This window comes from Pedobacter psychrotolerans (genome assembly GCF_004340665.1).
In the GTDB taxonomy this organism is placed as follows: domain Bacteria; phylum Bacteroidota; class Bacteroidia; order Sphingobacteriales; family Sphingobacteriaceae; genus Pedobacter; species Pedobacter psychrotolerans.
Genome location: NZ_SLWO01000002.1, coordinates 262175 through 280584 on the forward strand (window position 1 = coordinate 262175; position 18410 = coordinate 280584).

General features: G+C 35.4%; 15 protein-coding genes. 9 read left to right on the plus strand and 6 right to left on the minus strand.

The genetic code is table 11. The annotated features are described in order from the left end of the window. Window positions 1-37: 37 nt before the first annotated feature. The 3 genes from EV200_RS04920 to EV200_RS04930 form a co-directional block, all read right to left on the minus strand. A complete protein-coding gene (locus EV200_RS04920) occupies window positions 38-2404 on the minus strand; it encodes an ABC transporter permease (RefSeq protein ID WP_132529801.1) in 2367 nt (788 codons plus the stop codon). Window positions 2405-2926: 522 nt separating this feature from the next. Then, window positions 2927-4027: a sensor histidine kinase gene (locus EV200_RS04925; RefSeq protein WP_132529803.1), complete on the minus strand. Its 1101-nt coding sequence runs from the start codon at window positions 4025-4027 to the stop codon at window positions 2927-2929. A gap of 222 nt (window positions 4028-4249) precedes the next feature. Beyond that, a complete protein-coding gene (locus tag EV200_RS04930; protein WP_132529805.1) occupies window positions 4250-4978 on the minus strand; it encodes a LytR/AlgR family response regulator transcription factor in 729 nt (242 codons plus the stop codon). A gap of 356 nt (window positions 4979-5334) precedes the next feature. Here EV200_RS04930 and EV200_RS04935 point away from each other — a divergent pair, with 356 nt between their 5' ends. From EV200_RS04935 to EV200_RS04965, 7 genes are all read left to right on the plus strand, one after another. Next, window positions 5335-6858, plus strand: a complete 1524-nt coding sequence (locus tag EV200_RS04935; RefSeq protein WP_165877861.1) for a cysteine peptidase family C39 domain-containing protein — start codon at window positions 5335-5337, stop codon at window positions 6856-6858. Between the two features lie 121 nt (window positions 6859-6979). Then, window positions 6980-7231, plus strand: coding sequence for a hypothetical protein (locus tag EV200_RS21875; protein WP_132529809.1), 252 nt, complete (start codon window positions 6980-6982; stop codon window positions 7229-7231). A gap of 62 nt (window positions 7232-7293) precedes the next feature. After that, a complete protein-coding gene (locus EV200_RS04945; protein WP_132529811.1) occupies window positions 7294-8583 on the plus strand; it encodes a thioredoxin family protein in 1290 nt (429 codons plus the stop codon). A 51-nt stretch (window positions 8584-8634) separates the two neighbouring features. Further along, complete coding sequence (locus EV200_RS04950) at window positions 8635-9480, plus strand: DUF6625 family protein (RefSeq protein ID WP_132529813.1); 846 nt, start codon at window positions 8635-8637, stop codon at window positions 9478-9480. A gap of 154 nt (window positions 9481-9634) precedes the next feature. Continuing rightward, window positions 9635-10030: a hypothetical protein gene (locus EV200_RS04955; protein WP_132529815.1), complete on the plus strand. Its 396-nt coding sequence runs from the start codon at window positions 9635-9637 to the stop codon at window positions 10028-10030. After that, window positions 10031-12244, plus strand: a complete 2214-nt coding sequence (locus EV200_RS04960) for a peptidase domain-containing ABC transporter (RefSeq protein WP_132529817.1) — start codon at window positions 10031-10033, stop codon at window positions 12242-12244. A gap of 3 nt (window positions 12245-12247) precedes the next feature. Next, the gene (locus EV200_RS04965; protein ID WP_132529819.1) at window positions 12248-13522 is read left to right on the plus strand and encodes an HlyD family secretion protein; all 1275 of its coding nucleotides are present in this window, start codon (window positions 12248-12250) and stop codon (window positions 13520-13522) included. Window positions 13523-14533: 1011 nt separating this feature from the next. Here EV200_RS04965 and EV200_RS04970 read toward each other — a convergent pair. Continuing rightward, window positions 14534-15058, minus strand: a complete 525-nt coding sequence (locus tag EV200_RS04970; protein ID WP_132529821.1) for a hypothetical protein — start codon at window positions 15056-15058, stop codon at window positions 14534-14536. Window positions 15059-15133: 75 nt separating this feature from the next. Here EV200_RS04970 and EV200_RS04975 point away from each other — a divergent pair, with 75 nt between their 5' ends. After that, window positions 15134-16234: a serine hydrolase domain-containing protein gene (locus EV200_RS04975; RefSeq protein ID WP_132529822.1), complete on the plus strand. Its 1101-nt coding sequence runs from the start codon at window positions 15134-15136 to the stop codon at window positions 16232-16234. Window positions 16235-16573: 339 nt separating this feature from the next. On the opposite strand, the gene EV200_RS04980 is transcribed toward EV200_RS04975, so the two are convergent. Further along, on the minus strand, window positions 16574-17173 hold the full coding sequence (locus EV200_RS04980) for an FMN-dependent NADH-azoreductase (RefSeq protein ID WP_132529823.1): 600 nt from the start codon (window positions 17171-17173) through the stop codon (window positions 16574-16576). Window positions 17174-17324: 151 nt separating this feature from the next. Further along, window positions 17325-17855 carry an NAD(P)H-dependent oxidoreductase gene (locus EV200_RS04985; RefSeq protein WP_132529824.1) on the minus strand — a complete coding sequence of 177 codons (531 nt, stop codon included), beginning with the start codon at window positions 17853-17855 and terminating at the stop codon, window positions 17325-17327. Between the two features lie 98 nt (window positions 17856-17953). Here EV200_RS04985 and EV200_RS04990 point away from each other — a divergent pair, with 98 nt between their 5' ends. Then, window positions 17954-18310: a winged helix-turn-helix transcriptional regulator gene (locus tag EV200_RS04990; RefSeq protein WP_132529825.1), complete on the plus strand. Its 357-nt coding sequence runs from the start codon at window positions 17954-17956 to the stop codon at window positions 18308-18310. Window positions 18311-18410: the final 100 nt, after the last annotated feature.

Genomic DNA, 18410 nt, shown 5'->3' on the forward strand with positions numbered 1-18410 from the left:
CCCTGGATGACGACCAGTAAAAATTAGCAATAAAAAATTATTCGTATTTTAAAGCATCTGCAGGATTCCCCCGAGCGAGTTTCATGGTTTGTAGACTAACGCAGATTAAGGCTATGAATACAGATATCGAAAATGCGGAAAAAAATGGCAAAATGCCTATATTCACGCTATAATCGTATTGCATTAGCCATTTGCTCGACAATATATAAGCAATAGGAAATGCGAAAACGTTCGATATAATCACCAGCTTAATGAAGTCCTTATTCAATAGAAATAGGATACTATTTAAATCAGCACCTAACACTTTCCTGATGCTAATCTCTTTTTGCCTTTGTTCGGCTATATAAATAGCTAAGCCCAATAGACCTAAACAGGAGATGAAAATACAAAAACCTCCAAAAAGGTTGGCGAGTACACTGGTTATTTTTTCGTCATGTAACTTTTCAGACATGTATTTATCAGTAAACTCAATTTCGATTGGAAACGCAGGGTTTAAACGCTGCCATAGCGCCTTAATTTTATTTACAGATTCGTTTAATGATACCGCAGGATTTAATTTTAAAAGCATTGTTTCGGTACGCTTAGGATTATTGTAAAACACCGTTGGTAATACTTTTGAATCAGCTCCATCGTTAGAATAATCCTGGATAACCCCTACAATCTGCAATGATTCATCGTCACCCCAGTTTATTAGTGAGCCCACAGGATTTTTTAACCCCATTATTTTAACTGCAGCCTCGTTTAGAATTAAAGATGTAGAGGTATCTGCCGGAAAATTTATTGAGAAATCCCGCCCCTTCAACATCTTTGCTCCAATAGTCTTCACATAATCGAACCCTATACTCCTGAATTGAATGGATATATCTTTACTCATATCTCTCCCAGGCCAAACAAAATCACCGGAACTGTTAGAATTGTTTGTTAAGCTTCCTCCTATTTCAGAAATAGATAAAACAGATCCGGAATTTTTCAACTGTTCTTTAAAAAATTTTAATCTTGTGAAATCTTTAAAATTTCCGTCGCGGCGAATTTGCAATAGATTATTTTCATCAAATCCTAATGGCTTATTGGTAACATATTGTATCTGAGAATGAATTGTAATTGCACATATAATCATGCAAACTGAAAGGCTAAATTGAATAACGACTAATAACTTTCTAACAGATAGGGTTCCTGTACCTTTAAAGCCTTTTAGCACTTTGTTTGCAGAAAAAGATGATAGATAAAAAGCGGGGTAACTTCCCGCTATCAAGGTTGTAATTAAGACAAGGCCCGCTAAAATTCCCCAGATTCTGTATGAACCATAGTCAATCTCTGTATTAGTGTCCAACAAATAATTAAAATACGGTAACGACAGCTCAAGAAGTACCAGCGCAATAACGGTAGCAATTGTAGAAAACAATAAAGATTCAATAAAAAATTGCATCATTAATGATTTCCTATTTGAGCCAAGCGCTTTACGAACACCCACTTCCCTGGCTCTTTTTTCAGATCGAGCGGTAGATAAATTCATATAATTAATACTCGCAATCAATAAAACGCAACAAGCGAGAAGAAGAAATAATTTTAATTGATCTATTTTGCCGCCAACTACCTTACCATCAGAAAATTCGGAGTATAAATGATATTTTTTGAATGGAAATAAGAAGGCTTCATTATTAGTTTCAGGATCATTAAGCTTAATAAGCGCTCGTAATGATTTATCCGTTTGATAATAAGAATTTTTGTCTCTCAATTTATAGATTGTTTGACAAGATATGGCACCCCATTCAAGTGTCCTAATTTGCTCATTAACAGATTCATCAAAAGCCCAGCTTTGAATAGCATCAAATTGAAATGTCTCATTCTTTTCTATATCACTGATTACAGCAGTTACAGTTAAAATTCTTGCGTTATTCCATTTTATACTTTTGCCTACAGGGTTTGAATTTCCAAACATTTTCTGTGCTGTGTTTTCTGTTAGAATTACGCCATCAGGAGTATTTAGTGCAGTTAACATATTGCCACTTAAACAATGATATTGTAATATCTTCAAAAAATCCGGGTCCACCGAAATGGCATTCAAGCGGAAGTTTGATGCTTGATTACCAAATTGTGTACCAGGATGCCAATTAATCCTGGATGCATATTCTATACCAGGTATGCTTTCCTTGGCAGCAGGTGCAAGCTTACTTGGAGCATAGGCTAATGTACGCAACGTACCATTTGTCTTGCTATTAATCATCGAAATATAGATGCGATCCAAATCTTTAAATTTAGTATTAAAACTCCACTCATAGCCGATGTACAGTAACAGCAGTAAACAACAAGCTAACCCAATTGCGAGTCCACCAATGTTTATGACGGATATCCATTTGTTTTTTAATAAGGATCTTATGGCAATCTTAAAGTTCAAAGAAAACATATTGAATCGTTTTGTCTACAGTTGTAAAATTTATGCCAAATTAAAAAACATACTCAACACACTGAAAGATAATACATTATCTGCTTGGGAAATAGAAGTCATGTTCATATTCGGACAGAAATGGTTCGATTGTGAACAGTATTAATTTAGTGAAATTGAACTTACTATGCAAAATCTCTCATTCTGGAAACTAATAAATTATTCGTTTTTTGAGACAAGTTATTGCTCATATGTGTGTTTTATAAGAATCCTTTAGTAGAAAAATATGAAATTCAATATTATTGGGGGTTATGTAAATATGTTGAAATTGTGCAGTGGATACTTATCAGAGGATAAAAAATTATTGGCTACTAAAGCTTATTTTTTCGTCTTGAAATTTTCTCTCGCTCTTCTGAAAAATAACTGTAAAAACTTCTCAAGAAAAAGGTAATCAAGAAAAAAATTACGAACATGATCGCCATCACAACCCAATTGATCTCTTTTTTTGATATTTAGCTTCCTTGGAGTTGCGAAACTAAAAAATCAAGTCTTGAAGGTTTTCGGAATCATTATCCTTAACTCAAAGTTCTGCTCAAGATTTGCCTTATATTCCAAAGATGCCTGATTGTCATAAAAAATACGCATCCTTTCTTCCAGATTTGCCAGGCCAGATTTGAGACCCGATGGATCAATAGCTTTTTTGATTTTATTTAAAGAGGTAATGAGGAGATTTCCTTCGTTATCCTGGGCTATAGTTAAGATGGCAGGATGGCGAGGGTCACTAATCAAACCGTGCTTCAATATGTTTTCAGCAACAGTGATGAGCAGAAAAGGAATTATCTTCCATTCCTTTGCCTGGGGGGAGGCATCGAAGGACATAATGAAATTTTGCTTTAGCCTGATTTTATATAATTCCATCAGCCAGCTAACGTATTCTGCCTCTTTAACGAGTAATATCGTTTCTTCTGCATTTTCTATATCAGAAGAATAACGCATGAGTTTGGACAGGATCATGATTGATTCCGCATTGTCCGGCGAATCTTTAACTATAGTGTAGTAGATGTAGTTGAGTGTATTAAAAAGGAAGTGTGGGTTTATTTGCGCTATTAGAAATGCGATTTTAGCTTGAGCCATCTTCTTTTCAATAACCTCTTTTTTTAAATGCATTTCAAAATGACTTTGCTGCAGGGCTTCATTTTTGTCCCTTTCAGCTTTGTAGCGCCTGAAAAGGTAATATCCTGTACTAAAAAGCATAAAATATAGTCCTCTCCATATATATGCCAGGATAAAGGTTCTGTCGAAATGAAGACCATCGATCGCCAGAATATTGGTGTATTTGATCAGAAATGCATCGACAGCGTATATAATGCATTCATATACGCATAATTCAAGGAATAGCAGAATTGGTAGCTTAAAAATGGATTGAATAATCGACTTCAGTGCAATTGGTAAAATAATCAGGGCGTGCACATAGAAAAGACTAATATTGATTATGTAATGCACAATATAGTTTCCCGGCGTTCCAAAACTACCCTTGACCAAGCCTCCGATGAAAGCATCATAAATGATGAACATACACCAGCCTAACAGGTGGATTTTAATGTTTTTTTTATTAAGTGGTTTTTTTTTAAAGTAATTAATCATCCTTTCTATGAGACCAATCCCGGTATTTAAGCTAATAATTTTAATATTCTTTTAGTTGCTTTTAAGTTTCAGAAAAAAAAATGAAATCGAAACTAAAAAAAACAACTTTATTTATTTTTAAATCCAGCAAGTCTGAACCTAAGAGATCAACTGACCCTACAACTACCAATGCAACTCACACTGTGACATCTATTATATCACATCAGATGCTATAAACAAATCTTATTCTGTAATATCTTTATCAAGCATTCCCAAAGTGTCCATGAGCTTCTTTTTGTAGGTTTCGCTTACAGGCACTTTGTAGTTTCCTTCCATCTCAATCGTATTTCCCTCAATTTTTACTATTCGTTCAATATTGATCAAATTTGAGTTGTGAACCCTTAGAAATCTTGAGTCATGTGAGAGTTTTAGCACGGTGTTTTTTAAGCTTTCAGAGGTTTCATGAAGTTGGGTTTGTGTTACGATAAATAACTTATGGCCTTCTACATAAACTAAGGTGATATCATTGAGTTTGATACTGATAAATTTTCCCTTAACATTACTTTTTATAAATATCAGCGACCGGCTTTTCTGTGATGACAGATTACACTCTTTCGCTAAAATTGATTGCATTGATTCTATAAACCTTAATTTCTCAATAGGTTTCAGCAGATAGTCATCCGCTTTAATTCTAAATGCATCAATAGCATATTTAGAATAGGCTGTTGTAAATATCACATACTTTACTCTGTCTCTAAGCCGCTGTCCAAGTTCAATTCCTGAAAGTTCTGGCATATCGATGTCCAGGAAAAGAATATCAATTTTATCTTCTTTCGAAATATTTACTAAAGCTTGTATTGGGTCATTAAAGGTCTTGATAAGTTTTAAGTCTAGAAAGAGTTTAATGTTTTCTGATAATAATTCAATAGCGAAAGATTCATCATCGACTATTGCGCATTTGAGTATAGGCATAGATATAAGGTAGAACTTACGAAAGTAATAAAAATTAAGTTTGCCAGAATATTGTGCCCCGAAGAAAATATTTGGTTCCGAAAATTTGATTTCAGTGAGTGTTACACCAGTGAAGGCTCGATTTTGTAAAGCGGGTATCAAGAAATCCAATTCTGATGGTGCTTATTGAAAAGCTTATCTATTAAATATATGGAATGAAGTTGATTTTCCTTGGAGTTGTGTAGCTAATAGTCTCATTCAAGCATTTTCTTTCATACGCTTGGTGAAAGTTAATATTTTCATCAAACAAAACCAAGTATATGATAGCGCTCCGTTTGAACCCAAGGCATAATGCAAAAACAGTTTTATTTCAATTGTTGAGATCTCTGGAAATCCCCGTAAACAGAAATACCGTTGATGAGAATTTAGAAAATCACCCTGAGTATCCAAGTCTGCTTTCGATTATTGATTGCCTGACGGAGTGGAAAGTAAATCATAAAGCGTTTCACATTCAAAAGGATGAATACAACTCGACTAATCTGCACTTCCCATTCCTGGCACATTTCCATGAAAAGGGTGGAAGGTTCGTATTAGTACATGCTATTCAAGATCAAAAAGTATTGATAACAGATGAGGTGAATAATAAAAGCCATATTGCAGAGCTTGAATTTCTGGAACGATGGGATGGTATTGTCCTACATGCTGAGAAAAATAGCAGCAGCGGTGAGCAAGACTACCATAAAAAAAGATTTGAGTTTTTATTGAAAGATCTCACGCTTCCATTATGTTTCACTTCCATGCTGATTATTTTTGGTTCGCTGATTGCAATGAAAGAACCTTTTTTAGAATACCTTTCAATCGGCACATTAAAACTTTTTGGAATTGCGGCGACAATTTTGCTTTTACTTCAATCGTTAAATTCAGACAATCCGTTCATCCGGAATTTGTGTGGCTTGTCTGGGAAAGATGATTGCAATGCCATTCTAAAATCTGATGCAGCAAAATTGACCGATTGGTTAAGCTGGAGTGAGGTCGGCTTTTTCTATTTTGCGGGAACCTTTCTGTCTGTGTTGCTAACTTCTACTTTGTGGTTTACTTTTTGGCTTAATGTACTGGCGCTCCCATATACAATTTATTCTTTGAACTATCAATTTAGACTTAAGAAATGGTGTGTCCTATGTTGCTCGGTACAGGGGCTGCTTATACTTGAATTCTTGGTTGGATTGGGGTTTGGCAGCTTTCGATTCCCGGATAATGTCTCGATTAATGAAATCGGGATAATTTCTTTGTGTTTTTTAATCCCGGTTCTATGCTGGGCATTTTTAAAGCCATTTTTTTTAAGTTCGGTTCGCCTCAAGTCTTTGAAAAACCAATTGAATTTATTCAAATACGACCAGGCTCTGTTCCATCAAGCGCTGACCAATCAGCCCAGGTATGCTGTTACTGAAGAATTGATGCCTATTACCCTTGGAAACCCTAACGCAGAAAATGTAATTACAATGGTTAGCAACCCATTCTGCGGACCTTGTGCGAAAGCACACAAAACGTTAAATGATTGGTTGCAAGTACGTGAAGATTTTAGGTTGAATGTTATTTTTAGTTTAAATGACAATGACCAGGATCGCACTAACGTGGCTACGCACCTTACTGCACTTGGAAGATCGAAAGTTAGTGGACAAGTTGGAGAAATCATACGGGAATGGTATGAAAGCGAAAAAAAATCAAAAGACTTTATGCGGAAATATCCACTCGAAACCGATCAAAAAGTGCTTCAAGCAATCGAAAATCAAAAACAATGGTGTTCAATGGCAGAAATACAATTTACCCCTACCATTTTTATAAATGGATATCAATTGCCAGAAATTTATATGATTGAAGACATAAAGTATTTGCTAGGCTAGGCAGGGTATTCCGCTGGCTGATTTATTAAAAGCTTTGTATACAAAGGGGGCTCTAAGGTTGCAAACGAAAAGCCCCCGAACGAGTATAGACGTAAATCTATATCGCTTAAGCTGACCTTGCGTGAAAGGACAACAAACTCTTATTGTTAAAGTTAACCTTAAAAAAATGAAAACACAAAAAATTAACCTAGAGGCAATTAAATCTTCTTTAAGCAGAGGTGAGATGAAAAAAATCATGGCCGGTAGTGGTGAACCAGGTGGTTATTATAAATGCTGTAACTACCAAAATTGCACATCCTGCGGTACCAGTACTTGGGTACCTTCTGGAAGTAATGGTATCTGTCAGGGCGGTGCGTGGAAGTGCGCTGGGTAATTATCATTGGGATTGAGTAATAAAGCTCGATCCCAATATTGGTCCAATCAAATTTACAAATTATGAAATCAATTGTATTTACCATTATATTTAGTATCACATTCGGATGTTTTGTCATGGGACAGAAAGCGGTTAAGTCCATAAACTTTGAAGATAGTCTAACCTGGAATCAGATCGCGGAAAAGGCAAAAAAAGATAATAAATACATTTTTGTTGATTTCAGTACCACCTGGTGTGTACCCTGTAAACGGATGGATGCAGAGGTGTTGAATCAGGATACAATAGTTTCCTTTATTAATAAAAACTTTATTTCATCCAGGTATCAATGTGATACGAGCGCCAAGGACAGCCTGCAAACGAAACTCAAATATGCCGATGCTGCTCGACTAGTCAGGGAACTTCGGGTGGAGGGTTATCCTACGTATATTATCTTGGGGCCAAATTCAGAAGCCGTTCACCGAATTGTAGGGTATAAGAATGCCGAAGAATTGTTATTGGAATTTAATATGGCATTGAACCCTACCACCCAATACACTGCATTTACTAAAGAATACGACGGTGGCAACAGGGAAGAAGAATTTCTATCAAAGCTAGTTGATATGAGTATGAGGGTTAATGATTTCGTAAAGTCAAATGAGTACATCAACAGCTACCTGAAAACCCAGAAAAATTTGCTGACCAGAAAAAATATTGAACTTCTGGTAATCGCTACAAAGAAAAGTAGTGATGTTGGCTTCAAGACCATTTATGCAAATCCAAATCGCGTAGATCAGGTGGCAGGTAAAGATAAAAGTTCAAATGTCATTTCGAATATTGCATTTAACGAAATCGCAATTCGTTATGTACGCGAAAATGGAATAGCGGATTACAAACCCGAGGCTATGATGACAATATATAGCGGGGAGGTAAAAAAGCAAGTAAACTGGGGGGAATTGCAGAAGAAGGTAGTTTCAATTTATCCGGCATTCGCACCTAAAATAATGAACTATTCGAAAATCAATTATTTCAGCTGGAATAAGGATTGGGCGCAGATGGTGAAACTGGTAACTAATCAGTTGATTAAAAAATCATTAAGTAATGAATTGTTCGAGCGTGCTGCACAAACCTTATTCTTTGAGTGCAATGACAAAAAATTGCTTAATGATGCACTGAGCTGGTATGGAAAGAAGGATTTCCCGGGAAATCAATATAGTTTCTGGACCAAGGCAGATCTTCTCTTTAAACTGGGACGCGTCAAAGAAGCGGTAGCCGAGTTAAATAAGAATCGAAATGCCCATGATAAGCATCAAGAACAATCAATTAACGCAGCTATTGTGAAAATTGAGGCAGGCAAAAGCAGATGGGATAATTAACCTTCCGAGTAAAGAAAATGGAACTAACTAATCATGTTAAATAACACCGCGATGCATAAACCAAAGATTGCTATAATTATCTGTTTTTTTGGGGATTTTCCCTGGTATTTCCCATTTTTTTTACATTCATGCAAGTTTAATCCTGATATTGATTTTCTGATATTCACTGATAATGAGTACGATTTTGGCTCACTGCCCAATCTTCGGGCTCAAAAATTATCAATGAACGAAATTGGAGACCTGGCTTCAAAAAAATTGGGCTTCAAAGTGAATATAGATTTTCCATATAAACTTTGTGATTTCAAGCCGGCTTATGGATTTTTGTTCTCCGATTATATCAAAGGATACGACTTTTGGGGGCAAAGTGATATCGATATTATATATGGCAATATCAGGGGCTTTATTACAGATGAATTATTAGGCAAATTCGACTTTATAAGCGTTAGGCATGATTACACAACGGGATGCTTTGCCATCTATAGAAACTGTTATGTTATGAATAGCCTCTTTAAAAAAAGTGCTGATTTTATCAAAGTTTTTAGTGAACCTAAGCATTATTGTTTTGATGAATGCAATTTTATGCACGATTCATTGACAGAGGGAAAATCAATTTTTGAGATAGAAACGGAGATAGAAAGCTTTACTCATGTGGTTCTTAAAGCCGTAAGAGAAGCTGAAATCAATGCACATTTTGATTTTTTACTCATGGAGGGCATTCCAGGTAAAATAAAATTTGAACAGGGTAAAATTTTTTACGATAACAAACTGGAGGCTATTCTATATCACTTATATTGGTTAAAAAGGGTATATCAACCTCGCAATGTCCCAAAAGTGATACCAGATGAATACAAGATAAGCCCATCCCGGATATACTTTCGAAACAAACAAATAGCTTAACAAATACATTTAGCAAAGAATGTTACTAGATTCACTTACAGGTCCTTTAGATCGGTTGGACCTTTTCATGATTAATTTACTTCGGTATTTCAGTTTTCATAGTCTTTGCCAAGATGTGCTAATATATTTTCACTCACATCCTCATTATCCCAGTATGACCGTAACAGATTATTTAAATGATGTCAACATTTCCAATACCATTCTGGTTGTTGAGAAAACAACCTTTCAATTAGACCATCTATACCCTTTTATTACCCATTGTAAGGAAAATGATAGGGAATACCTGATGTTGGTTCAAAATTTCAATTCAGGTCAATTTTTGATTGATGGCGAAGAAATTGAGCACCTTGGGAAAGATGAGTTTTTTAAGAAATGGACAGGACTAATGATTTGTTTAGACGAGGTTACAAAAAATGTTACTTTCAAAGGTATTCCCAATGCAATTAAACGCATATTCCTAAAATTTCGACAACAAAGTGAAGTTTCCAGTTCCTCGAACCCTCTTAAGCTAAATCATCATACTCAAACACTTCACTATATATTGGCATAAATGCGGAAGTTTCATTTTTACCAGCAGTTGGATCAGATGGACTGTGGGCCTACCTGTCTCAAAATGGTAGCCAAAGCTTATGGGAAAACCTACAATTTAGAGAAACTACGTAGCATCACTTCGATAAATCGAGAAGGCGTTTCTTTACTTGGTCTTAGTGAAGCTGCCGAATCAATTGGCTTTAGGACAAACGGGGTGAGGATATCCTTAAAAAAATTAAAGGAGTGTGAGCTTCCCGCGATTTTATTCTGGAATCAATCTCACTTTGTTGTGCTCTATAAAACCAAGGCGAGCAGTTCTAAAAATAGCAAAAACGCAAATATTTTCTATATAGCTGACCCAGCTAAAGGACTAATTAACTATTCAGAGGAAGAATTTTCCAAGTGCTGGGTAGTGGGCCATAATAATTCGGTTGACCATGGTATTGTACTCTTGATGTCTCCGTCACCAGAGTTTTACCACAGAGAAGATGATAAACCCAAAAAGATTGGGATCAGTTACCTCTTAATTTATTTTTATCCATATAAGAAATTATTTGTTCAGCTTTTGCTGGGTTTGGGGGTGGGCGCTATTTTGCAATTAATGTTGCCTTTTCTTACGCAGTCAATTGTCGACGTAGGGATTAATACACGAAACCTGAACTTCATATATATCATCCTTATCGCACAAACGATGTTGATTATCGGAAGAATGAGTGTTGATTTTATCCGATCATGGATTCTGCTGCATATCAGTACCAGGGTGAATATATCTATTCTGACTGACTTTCTGATTAAACTCATGAAGCTCCCGATGAGCTTCTTTGATACAAAGATGACTGGTGATATTATGCAAAGAATGAGCGACCAACATCGGATTGAATCGTTTTTGACAGGATCGACGTTAAACGTTATTTTTTCGATGTTCAACCTTGTCTTGTTCAGTTTCGTATTGGCTTATTACAATACCAGCATCTTTTTTATTTTTCTCACCAGCAGTATTCTCTACGGAATCTGGGTGGTTCTTTTCCTGAAAAAAAGGAGGGATCTTGATTATAAAAAATTTGATTTGTCTTCGAAAAATCAAAGTGAATTGGTACAGCTTATTTCTGGTATGCAGGAGATAAAGCTAAATAATTGTGAAAGACAGAAACGCTGGGCCTGGGAAAGCATTCAAGCGGGTTTGTTTAGATTCAATGTAAAAAATCTAGCACTTGGACAATATCAGCAGGCCGGAACATTTTTTATCAATGAGAGCAAAAATGTGTTAATTACATTCTTGGTAGCAAAATCTGTGATTGATGGTCAAATGACCTTGGGTGCCATGATGGCTGTTCAATACATTATCGGGCAGTTAAATAGTCCAATTGAACAAATGTTAAATTTCATACAACAATTACAGGACGCGAAGATATCGCTGGAAAGGTTAAATGAAATCAGAGATATTACAAATGAAGAACCAGAGGGAAAATCCTTTATGAGCGAACTTCCGATCGGGAAGGATATTACACTAAATGACTTATCTTTTACTTATCCAGGTGCAGGTAATGACCCTGTGTTATCAAATATCAATCTGACTATACCAGAAGGGAAGACTACGGCGATAGTGGGAATGAGCGGAAGTGGAAAAACAACTATTCTTAAATTGTTACTCCGGTTTTATGAGCCGCAATATGGTGATATAAAAGTAGACCATACTTATCTTAGCCAAATCAGCTTTCGTTTCTGGAGAGGTATATGTGGTGTTGTGATGCAGGACGGCTTTATCTTTTCTGATAATATTGTCCGAAACATCGCAGTGGGTGATGAGTACCCAGATCAGGAAAAACTAAAGAAAGCCATTCATGTTGCTAATATCACGGACTTTATCCGTAGCCTACCTTTAGGTTTAAATACCAGAATAGGTGCTGAAGGGAACGGAATCAGCCAAGGACAAAGGCAAAGAATCCTAATCGCGAGAGCAGTATATAAAAATCCCGAATATATATTTTTTGATGAAGCTACAAATGCTTTGGACGCTATAAATGAAAAGGTCATCATGGAAAATTTAGAAGCTTTTTTTAAAGGTAGAACAGTTGTGATCGTTGCTCACCGCTTAAGCACAGTTAAGAATGCTGATAATATCATCGTGATGAAAAATGGTATTATAACGGAACAGGGTACGCATGCAGAACTTACCAGTAAGCGAGGAGATTATTTTGAATTGGTTAAAAATCAGTTGGAATTAGGAGCTTGACATATGCCACAAGAAATCATATTTCAGGAAAGTAACAGCGAAGACGTTGAGGAGATTATCACTGCCGTGCCGCCTTGGATTCTCCGTTGGGGAATTACAGTTTTCTTTATTATCCTTGTAGGGATTGTGGTACTTTCTTCATGGATAAAATACCCAGACGTGGTGAATACTAAACTAATCGTCAACTCTTCAAACGCTCCTAAGCAGGTTCTTGCGCGTCATAGTGGAAAACTTATAGCGCTCCTCGTGAACAACGGTGACTTTGTGAAACAATCTCAACCACTTGCTTTTATAGAAAGCACAGCCCAGCATAAAGATGTGTTGTTATTAAATCAGCAATTAAAGAAAATTAGACTAAACCTTCCAATATCAGCCTCTAATATTAATCTTCCAGAAAATTTAGATTTAGGGGAATTACAAACTAGCTACCAGAGTTTTTTTCAGCAATACCTCCAATTTCAATCTACGCAAAAAAATGGATACTATCTTGGTAAGCTTCAATATTTGGAGAGGGATCTGCTTGATATCAAAAAAATTAAGAATCAGATCATCAAACAGAAAGAGATCCAATCCCAGCAATTCTTTAATGATGAGCAGGAATTCCAGGCATATAGAAAACTATATAATAATAAGGTAATCTCCAGAAGCGAATACATTCAGCAAGAAAACAAGTATTTATCTGCTAAGCTACCACTTCAGCAAGCTGAAACCTCAATACTTACGAATGCAAGCATTTATATCTCGAAGCAAAAAGAACTACTTGATTTAAGACATACAATAATAGAAGAACGGGCGAAATTTGACCAGTCTTTGAGACAGTGCATTAGCGAGAGTGACCAATGGATAAAAGATTATATACTAATGGCACCATCGGATGGTAAAGTCACCTTTTCAGGAATGATCCAGGTAAATCAAAATATCATGATCAATCAAGACGTCTTTATTGTCAATCCTGGAAACACTGATTATTTTGGAGTGGTACATATTCCTCAATACAACATGGGGAAAATTAGCTTGGGGCAACGGGCACTGGTTAAGCTGAAAAGTTATCCCTATGAGCAATACGGCATGATCAAAGGAAAATTAACCTACGTGTCAGAAGTTGCAGTACAAGACAGTGTTTTTATGGCCAAGATTAGTTTTGATAATGTTGAAAATAAGGAGCCTGCAAGAAAAATTATCCTAAGGAATGGTATGCAAGCCGATGTGGAAATAGTAACTGAAGAAAGCTCGCTCCTGCAAAAAGTATTCTTGAATATTTTGAAACTAATCAAATAAATAGGCTTGAATTAAATTGCTTGATGAGAAATCAGATTTTCTCCATCACTCTGAAAATATAAGGATTGAATTTAACAATTTTATGTTTGTCAAAATTATCGAAGCATGTAGGTTAGTTCTGTCGATCATTGCTGATTATCTTTTTATCGATTTGCATTGAGATGCTGAAACATTCTTCTCCGCTGAGGTGCGCGATATCGAGGGCCAGGTGAAGCAATTTCTGCTTTTGGCTTTGATGCAATAATTACGTAAACCTAATGAATTCAATAAAAAGCTAGTAGAGATGATGGATTTGGGAATTCCAATACGGTTAGTGGATGATAGGGCAGCATGGGTTATAGTATGATCCTCGCTATTGGCGTGTTTTTAAAGGATAGTAAGGGAATTCCGTTAAATAGCAAAAATAACCATAACCAAAAACCAGTGGGGCGCAATAGTCACTTCTTCTTTCTTCAAAATTTTCCTAATGATAGCAGGCTAAATAAGAATTCTAAGAGAAGCTCCACCAATATTTCCATAAAATTAAAGTACAAACTATGCTACATGAAACAGGGTGGCAGGTAGAGTATTGTCATGTATGGCATCTATTTGACAAGATGGAGCCGTCACGCATTCAATCCCTTAGTTTAAATATGGGATTTAATTAACTGTAATAAAAATCCTAGATGTGTATTACAAATATAGGTTCTAGCTAGTTAGCTTGAAAAATGTACTTTTTGAAAAACATAAGGGGTATTCAATCTTATTACTGTATCACTAAAACGTATCTCTGTGAATTTAATAAACTTTGTTTTGTGGTACAAGTTTTTGGGAAACTGAGGTTGTAGAACAATGATTCAGCCCCAAACAGATTTCAGAATCTCATAAAACCACCGTTTTAAGGACATGAAATTAGCAGGCTGCAGCAAAATTATTTATACTAAGATGCCACTCCTTCGCAAGTAGTATGCAATATAAACAAAAAGGCTGTCTCAAATACTCGAAACAGCCAACTAAACATTGTATTAGATGTTAATCAAAAAAAGGTATGTAATGAGCCGTATTTGTCCAATTACCATTTTTCTTTTCAAAGAAAAAGAAAACGGTTGATTGTGCAATATGATTAGAAGTTCTACTATAAACTACAAATGCCCTGGTATCATCTGGGGAAAACTGAACTAGACTAAAACAAATCTCTTCTCCTTTCTTTTTTTCGCTGATCATTTTTTTACCGTTAATAGATTTTGAAAGCGAAATTTTTTTCCAGTCTTTTGAATAAGAATGTGATTGTATCTGCTTTAAATAATTCCATTTTCCATTCATCAATATAGTTAAAGAATCGTCCTTTTTTTCTCCTTCAAAATTTGTTAAATACTGATCAAAATTTGATAATAATTGCTCACTGATCAAAACAGATTTAGGTCGAACTTCATCTACATATACTATATCAATAATTTTATTTATAATTATGCTTTGATCCTTTAATTCACTTTTTTTCTGTATTGAACTGCAATGGAAACATGAGGTTATTGCTATACTATGGATTAGGGTTTTCATAGACATTCTTTTTTACCAATGGAGCATGTTTATGGCTGATATATATAAGTTACAGGCAATTCTAATGAACACACTATGAGAAGAACATTTTTACTAATTACAATTGGATTGTTATCATTTAATCTCACATTTGGTCAATCTAAGCAAAATAAGCAACTTGACAGTTTATTTAACTCTCTTTTTAAGCAGAAAATGTTCAATGGAAATGTGCTGATTGCAGACAAAGGGAAAATCATATTTGAAAAAAGTTATGGCCTCGCTAATGAGAAAACCGAGCAAAAAATTAATAACCAGACAATATTTGAGTTGGCATCTGTTTCCAAACAATTTACTGCTATGGGAATTGTTTTGTTGGAAAAACAAGGAAAACTGAACTATGACGACAACATTTCAAAGTATATTCCTGAACTAAGTTTCTACGGAAACATCAGCATAAAAAACCTACTGAATCACACGGGTGGGCTTCCAGACTATATAGAGATTTTTGAAAATAAGTGGGACAAAACAAAATTTGCTACGAATCAAGATATTGTAAATATTTTTGCAAAATATAGACCAAAAGTTATTTTTCAACCAGGCGAAAAATATGAGTACAGCGATACTGGCTATACTTTACTAGGGTTGATAATAGAAAAAGTATCGAAAAAGACATTTGGCCAATTTCTGAGTGAAAACATCTTTCAACCCTTAAAAATGAAAAATACTTTTATTTATAGAAGTAGATTTGAACCAAAAAAAATAGAAAATTATGCCCTTGGTTATGTCACAGATAGTTTAGGGCACAAAGTGCTTCCCGATAGTTTTGGAAAAGAATTTTACACGTATTATCTAGATGGAATCGTGGGTGATGGAACAGTAAACTCAACAACAGAGGACTTATTAAAATGGGACAGAGCACTTTATACCGATAAATTGATAGATTCTAAAGATAAAGAACTCATATTTAATTCTGCAAAAACCAAAGATGGAAAAGAGACTAATTATGGATTTGGGTGGTTCATAGGGAATTCTAAAAAATACGGCAAAATCGTCTATCATACTGGAGGTTGGCCAGGATATTCAACTTTTATAGAAAGGCATTTGGACAACGACAAAACGATCATAATGCTTCAAAATAATTCGGATTCAAAAATAAATTCATCTTTGCAAAAGGTAAGAACGATATTATATCATTAATCTTAAAAAAAGAAATCTGAAAATCTGCTACACATTGGTTTGAAGAATGGAAAAAACCATACAGATGTAAGCTTCACCGAAATGAACCAAATAAAAATAGAAAAAAGACACTATTTTTAATTAACAATTATAAAAACAACACTATTTACGCAGGAACAGATTGTCTATATGTTGAAGCAACAGAAACAAGGGGTTAAGCAATAAACCATTCAAATGGCACTTACATACACATGATGAATTGAACTTTTACATAAAAAAGGCCACCTCATATATAGAGACAGCCTTAATTAAATAGTAACCTATAAGGTTTTTAAACCTTATAGGTTGATGTGAATTGATCTACAAAACAATACTATCAATTGCTTTATCCAGTGCAGTTTCCTGTACACCAGGGATGGCAAAACCTTCTGCCCTAACGATAGTGACATCAGTAATTCCGATGAAACCAAAAAAAGCTTTGATATAAGGAGCAACAAAGTCATAACCAGCAGCCTCACCAGAGCTATAAATTCCACCAGTGGAAACAGCGATATATGCTTTTTTTCCAGTAACTAAACCTTCCGGACCATTTGCACCATATTTAAAAGTAATCCCGGCACGAGCAATATGATCAAACCATGCTTTTAAAACAGAAGGAATACTAAAATTGTACATCGGTGCACCGATCACCAACACATCTGCATCCATAATTTCCTGAATGGCCTGATTAGAGTGGCTGATAGCCGCTTTATTTTCTTCAGTATGATGTTCTATCGGTGTAAAGAATGCATTTAAATGCGCTTCTTCCAGATGTGGAAATGGAGCTTTAGTTAAATCCTTAACCGCAACAACTGCAGCAGGATCCTGTGCTCTTAACTGATCTATAATTGCATTTGCCAATTTAATACTATTGGATGCTTCGCCTCTTGGGCTTGAAATTACATGAAGAATCTTTGACATTTTATTCTAAGTTTAAGTAGCTAAAATCGCTATGTTTCGCCAGACTCATCTTGATGTGTGATAAGAAATTTACTTTTTTTAAAAAAAATTGATCAAAAATAAACGCCAGCGCATGACTGTAAAAAACACATGTTTAAACCACCTCATAAAATTACAAAGCATTTAAAAAATCCAGATAAGGTTGTACGCTTTTTTCTATCCACTCCTCAGAAGAATTGTACTCTATTCCATAATAGGCAAAAGGAGGCAGGTAACTGGCCTTAACATATTCAAAAGAAAGTTCAAACGGACGCAGTAAGTCAGCCAATGGATAGTGGTAAATCCCTGTCGGCTGATAGTCAACCTCATCTACCCCCAGGCTAATAGCGAGGGCTATTTTTTTACCGGAAACTTTATACCCACTTTCACTTCCATAAGCCCAGCCATGAATAAGCACCTCATCTAACCACTTTTTAAATAACCATGGGCAATTAAACCAGTAGTAAGGAAATTGAAATACAATTTGATCATATTGTTCAACAAGCTGCTGCTCATAAGCTACATCAATTACCCCATCAGGATAACACTCATGCAATTGGTGGATCACATATTGATCAGGAAATTTCTTCAGTTCTTCTACCCATCTTTTATTAACTACAGCACCTTGAAGATCAGGATGAATCACAATAACCAGTGTTTTCATATTCATAAATTTTAAATTTTCTGTTGCAAACATATAGCAAGTAACCTAATTTAGGGTAGTTAGCGTCCCATTGTTATGTACTATAAAAAATGTAAGTAATGTCTAAGATCAAAGAAACATCAACCAATTTCGCCAACAAAAAAGCATTGGCAGCAGAATGTCCGGAAGCCTATACCACCAATATTATAGGCGGACAATGGGCTTTAGTGATTTGCTCCTGGTTAATGAGTGGAAAACTGAGATTTGGTGAATTAAAAAGACTGCTGCCAAATATCACAGAACGTATGCTTACCCTGCAACTTCGGAAACTGGAAGAAAATAAAATTTTAACCAGAAAAGTATATGCAGAAGTGCCACCTAAAGTAGAATATGAGCTTACACCCATTGGTTATGAATTAAACCCAATCATTCAGGAACTTGAAAAATGGGGCAAAAAACATCAGGAACTTGAATAAAAACATCAACCAACTGACGAAGTTTCGGAGGCATGAGCGGCGCAAAACTTCGTCAGTTTTAAAAACGAAACCAACTTACGAAGTTTTAATGGCCTAAGGG

Coding starts and splice junctions, on each gene's coding strand:
- EV200_RS04925 (WP_132529803.1), bottom strand. CDS start 4,027: ATGATTAATTACTTTAAAAAAAAACCACTTAATAAAAAAAACATTAAA.
- EV200_RS04970 (WP_132529821.1), bottom strand. CDS start 15,058: ATGAAAACCCTAATCCATAGTATAGCAATAACCTCATGTTTCCATTGC.
- EV200_RS04960 (WP_132529817.1), top strand. CDS start 10,031: ATGCGGAAGTTTCATTTTTACCAGCAGTTGGATCAGATGGACTGTGGG.
- EV200_RS04985 (WP_132529824.1), bottom strand. CDS start 17,855: ATGAAAACACTGGTTATTGTGATTCATCCTGATCTTCAAGGTGCTGTA.
- EV200_RS04945 (WP_132529811.1), top strand. CDS start 7,294: ATGAAATCAATTGTATTTACCATTATATTTAGTATCACATTCGGATGT.
- EV200_RS04980 (WP_132529823.1), bottom strand. CDS start 17,173: ATGTCAAAGATTCTTCATGTAATTTCAAGCCCAAGAGGCGAAGCATCC.
- EV200_RS04955 (WP_132529815.1), top strand. CDS start 9,635: ATGACCGTAACAGATTATTTAAATGATGTCAACATTTCCAATACCATT.
- EV200_RS04975 (WP_132529822.1), top strand. CDS start 15,134: ATGAGAAGAACATTTTTACTAATTACAATTGGATTGTTATCATTTAAT.
- EV200_RS04990 (WP_132529825.1), top strand. CDS start 17,954: ATGTCTAAGATCAAAGAAACATCAACCAATTTCGCCAACAAAAAAGCA.
- EV200_RS04930 (WP_132529805.1), bottom strand. CDS start 4,978: ATGCCTATACTCAAATGCGCAATAGTCGATGATGAATCTTTCGCTATT.
- EV200_RS04950 (WP_132529813.1), top strand. CDS start 8,635: ATGCATAAACCAAAGATTGCTATAATTATCTGTTTTTTTGGGGATTTT.
- EV200_RS04965 (WP_132529819.1), top strand. CDS start 12,248: ATGCCACAAGAAATCATATTTCAGGAAAGTAACAGCGAAGACGTTGAG.
- EV200_RS04920 (WP_132529801.1), bottom strand. CDS start 2,404: ATGTTTTCTTTGAACTTTAAGATTGCCATAAGATCCTTATTAAAAAAC.